Annotated in this window: 3 protein-coding genes; all 3 read right to left on the bottom strand. The window is 60.9% G+C overall.

Going from position 1 to position 3,847, the window contains the following annotated elements:
• Window positions 1-762: 762 nt before the first annotated feature.
• Window positions 763-1,008 carry a hypothetical protein gene (locus ABJF10_RS29860; protein WP_348548251.1) on the bottom strand — a complete coding sequence of 82 codons (246 nt, stop codon included), beginning with the start codon at window positions 1,006-1,008 and terminating at the stop codon, window positions 763-765.
• Window positions 1,009-1,205: 197 nt separating this feature from the next.
• Window positions 1,206-2,126, bottom strand: a complete 921-nt coding sequence (locus ABJF10_RS29855; RefSeq protein ID WP_348548250.1) for a PfkB family carbohydrate kinase — start codon at window positions 2,124-2,126, stop codon at window positions 1,206-1,208.
• A 287-nt stretch (window positions 2,127-2,413) separates the two neighbouring features.
• The gene (gene xylA / locus ABJF10_RS29850; RefSeq protein ID WP_348548249.1) at window positions 2,414-3,730 is read right to left on the bottom strand and encodes a xylose isomerase; all 1,317 of its coding nucleotides are present in this window, start codon (window positions 3,728-3,730) and stop codon (window positions 2,414-2,416) included.
• Window positions 3,731-3,847 lie beyond the last annotated feature (117 nt).

Below are 3,847 nucleotides of genomic sequence, written 5' to 3'. Positions count from 1 at the left end.
TTCCAGCGTTTGGTCTGGTGACCAAAGTGGACACCAGCCTCGAGAAGTTCCGTCATCAGTTCAGTGGACATATTTTAAGAGCGTGCGGTAATCGGCGAAAAGAAAATGGGCGTGCTGTTTAAGCGTGAAGGAGGGGGAATGCAAGGGGTATCTTCGGAAAATCACCGGTTCGCGAAGAGGGTGGTTTTAAACCGCCGAGGCGCGGAGACGCGGAGGTTGGGGAGAAAAAGAGAAAATTGGGGGCACGATTAGGCACGACTGGGCACAATTGACCGCGATTCACTCTGGAAATACACCGGGTTGGGTGTGTGTGGTAAGCATGCGCGGGAGAAAATTTCGGAGGCTTGAATGCCTTGATTTGGCTTGATTTGGCTTCATGCGCTGGCGACGGGAACGCCTGAGCCCCTCGCGGACTTCCAGCAGTAAGTTGAGCGTTTTGACGAGGCGTCGGGGGGGGCGCTTTCGTCGAGCCATTGGCAAATGGCGAGAGGCCGGAGGCGATTTTGCGAAGACGGGAGGAGTCGAGATGACGGATGTTCATGCGGGCTATTATGCCCGCATTTCACAAAAAAGTGCATCGGCCCATTGGCTCTGTTGGCTCCATTGCGGAAAATTTACTCCGTGCGCTGCAAAACAGCGGTATTGGAGCGAAATTCTCTCCCGGCGCGTGAGGACACGCGCCCTACACCTTGCGTCACCAAGCGCCATGCGGGGACAGGGTCCAGACGCCTTCCACCCGCAGGCGCGCGGCAAAATGGGGATCTACTCGGGCTTGTGCGGGGCAGTGCGCTCGTCGTGGGCGGCCACCGCTTCCTCCACTACTTCCGCTTCGTGAGCAATGGCTTCCGCACGCTCTGTGGCGGGGTCTTCGTGCTCATTGTGGTGCTGGAGTTCCGGCTTCTTGCCGGGCTGCACTTTCTTCACGGCACCGACGGCGGGTCCCTCGTGGTGGTGTTTCTTCTCCTGGATGACTTTCTTATCGTGGGCGACATTGCGGGGATCGGACATAGTGAAAATGCTTCGTGCCTCCTACCGACGGCAGCCGTGTTTATAGTTTTATGCCGTACCCGGGCGACGCGAAGGGGTTCACCACGAAGGCCCGAAGACACTAAGGAAGAAAGACCTCAATACCGGCTCGCGCGTCGATTCTCAACTCTTCGTGTCCTCGTGCCTTTGTGGTTGAAAAACCACCTCCGCTACACAGCCTACCCGATCACCTCAAACTGGCTCATCCGCTTGAAGATCTGGTAGCGCTCCTCGATGTCGGCCTGGGTCAAGGTGCGCAGGCGCTCCAGGGAGAAGGCCTCGACGTTGTAGCTGGCCATGACGCTGCCGAGGACGACGGCTTTGCGCAGGGAATCGAAGGTGACGACGCCGTGATTCAGCGAGGCCAGGTGCCCGGCGAGACCGCCGGCAAAGGTGTCGCCCGCGCCGGTCGGATCGTGGATGTCTTCCAGCGGATACGCGCCGCAACTGAAGAACTGGCCGTCGGGACCGAAGAGCAGCGCGCCGTGTTCGCCCTTTTTGATGACGACATAGGCCGGGCCCGCATTGCGGATCTGGGCGGCGGCTTTGATCAGGCTGGTCTGCTTGGTGAGCAGGCGGGCCTCGCTATCGTTGAGGATGAGCATGTGCACGCGGGGCAGCAGGCGCTGGAGTTCCTCGGGCGTGTTGTTGATCCACAAGTCCATGGTGTCGGCGATGACGAAGCGCGGACCCTTCATCTGGTCGAGCACGTGGTGCTGGAGATTCGGGTGGATGTTGCCCAGCAGGACGTAAGGTGTCTTTTCGTAGCCGGGCGGCAGCTTGGGCTCGAAGCTCTCGAAGACATTCAGCGCGATGCTGCGCGTCTCGCGGGTGTTCAGGTCCCACATGTATTCGCCGGACCAGCGGAAGGTCTTGCCGGGGACGATTTGCAGGCCGGCCAGGTCGATCTGGTGGGCGCGGAAGAAATCGACGTGTTCCTTCGGGAAGTCGTCACCCACGATGCCGACGAGATTGACCGGCGCGAAGAAGCTCGCGGCCACCGAGGCGTAGGAGGTCGATCCCCCGAGCAGATCTTTCTGCTCCTCAAGGGGAGTCTTGATATCGTCGAGACCGATGGAACCAACTACGAGGACGGACATGGTGGGAAAAGGATGAAGGATGAAAACTGCCGGAGGCGATGGGGTAATCGCTCACGCGCGTGACTTCAAGGCTTTCCCGATTTCCGCAGTCCGCCGCCTCCCCTCGCGATGTCATCCTGAGCGGAGTGTAACGGAGTCGAAGGACCCCGTCGCTCTACCAGCGATGCTGCCGGTTGTTCGACGGGCCTGCTTGATCGTTGTACCAAAGGTGTTGCTGGTTATTCCACGGGGTCCTTCGACTGCGTTACACTCCGCTCAGGATGACATGCGAGGAGGAAGCGGGCGGCTTACAGGACGTAGTCGTTGAGCAGGTTTTCCAGCATTTCCTGGCGACCGCTGGCGGGGAGCACGGGGCCGAGCTTCAGGGCGTGTTTTTCCAGGCTCTCGAAGGTAGCTTTGCCGGTGGTGACGGTCTTGCCGATGCCGTTGTCGAAGCTGGCGTAACGCGTCTTCACGAAGCGATCGAGTTCGCCGTCCTCGATGATGCGGTGGGCGATTTTCAAGCCGCGGGCAAAGGTGTCCATGCCTCCGATGTGGGCGTGGAAGAGGTCAACCGGCTCGTAGCTTTCGCGGCGCACCTTGGCGTCGAAATTGAGGCCGCCGGTCTTGAAGCCGCCCATCTTGAGCAGTTGCAGGGTCATCTGCGTGGCCATGTAGACGTTGGTGGGAAACTGGTCGGTGTCCCAGCCGACGAGTTCGTCGCCGGTATTCGCATCGATGCTGCCCAGCGCGCCGGCGCCAGCGGCGACGGCCAGCTCGTGCTCCACGCGGTGCAGGGCGAGCGTGGCGTGGTTCGTCTCGATGTTGAGTTTGAAGTGCTCCAGCAGATCGTGCTCGCGCAGGAAATTGAGGCACGCCGCCGCGTCGCTGTCGTATTGATGCGTGGAGGGTTCGCGCGGCTTCGGCTCGATGTAGAACTGGCCCTTGAAGCCGATCTTCTTCTTGTACTCCACGGCCATGTGGAGGAAGTGCGCGAGGTTGCCCGTCTCGCGTTTCATGTCCGTGTTCAAGAGGGTCGCGTAGCCTTCGCGGCCACCCCAGAAGGTGTAGCCGAGACCGCCCAGGCGGTGGGTGACATCCATGGCGTGCTTCACCTGCGCGGCGGCGATGGCATAGACATCCGCGCTCGGGCTGGTGGCCGCGCCCTGCATGTAGCGCGGATGCGCGAAGAGGCAGGCCGTGCCCCAGAGCAGCTTGATCCCCGTCTGGCGCTGCAGCTTGCGCAAATGATCCGCCACGGCATCGAGCGCGTCGTTGCTCGCCTGGAGATCGCCGAGTTCCGGGGCGACGTCGCGGTCGTGGAAGCAGTAGAAGCCGAGTCCCAGCTTTTGCATGAACTCGAAGCCGGCATCGGCCACGCGCCGCGCATTTTCCACGGTGCTGCTGCCGTCATCCCACGGGCGCTGGCGGGTGCCGCCGCCGAAGGGATCGCTGGAGGTATTCTTCATCGCGTGCCAGTAGGCCATCGAGAAGCGCAGATGATCCTTCATCTTCTTTTTGCCGACGACTTCCTCCGCGTTGTAATGGCGGAAGGCGAGACGGTTGCGGGTCTTCGGGCCTTCGTAGGCGATGGTCTTGATGCCGGTGAAATATTCCTGATTCATGTTGGTGTAGGGATGGGAGTGCTTAGGTAGGGTTCACGAAATAAGAGGAGTCGCTCTCGTCCGTAGCGCGAGCGCCCAGAAGCAAACCCTGGTAGGGAAGCCGCGCCGCCGGGTTCC

The sequence above is a fragment of the Chthoniobacter sp. genome (genome assembly GCF_040003245.1).
In the GTDB taxonomy this organism is placed as follows: domain Bacteria; phylum Verrucomicrobiota; class Verrucomicrobiia; order Chthoniobacterales; family Chthoniobacteraceae; genus Chthoniobacter.
The sequence above is the reverse complement of the archived record's forward strand: the minus strand, read 5'-3'. Positions and strand labels throughout refer to the sequence as shown.

Bases quoted from the DNA above. Each gene is read 5' to 3' on its own strand.
- ABJF10_RS29855 (WP_348548250.1), bottom strand. From the start codon at position 2,126: ATGTCCGTCCTCGTAGTTGGTTCCATCGGTCTCGACGATATCAAGACT.
- ABJF10_RS29860 (WP_348548251.1), bottom strand. From the start codon at position 1,008: ATGTCCGATCCCCGCAATGTCGCCCACGATAAGAAAGTCATCCAGGAG.
- xylA (WP_348548249.1), bottom strand. From the start codon at position 3,730: ATGAATCAGGAATATTTCACCGGCATCAAGACCATCGCCTACGAAGGC.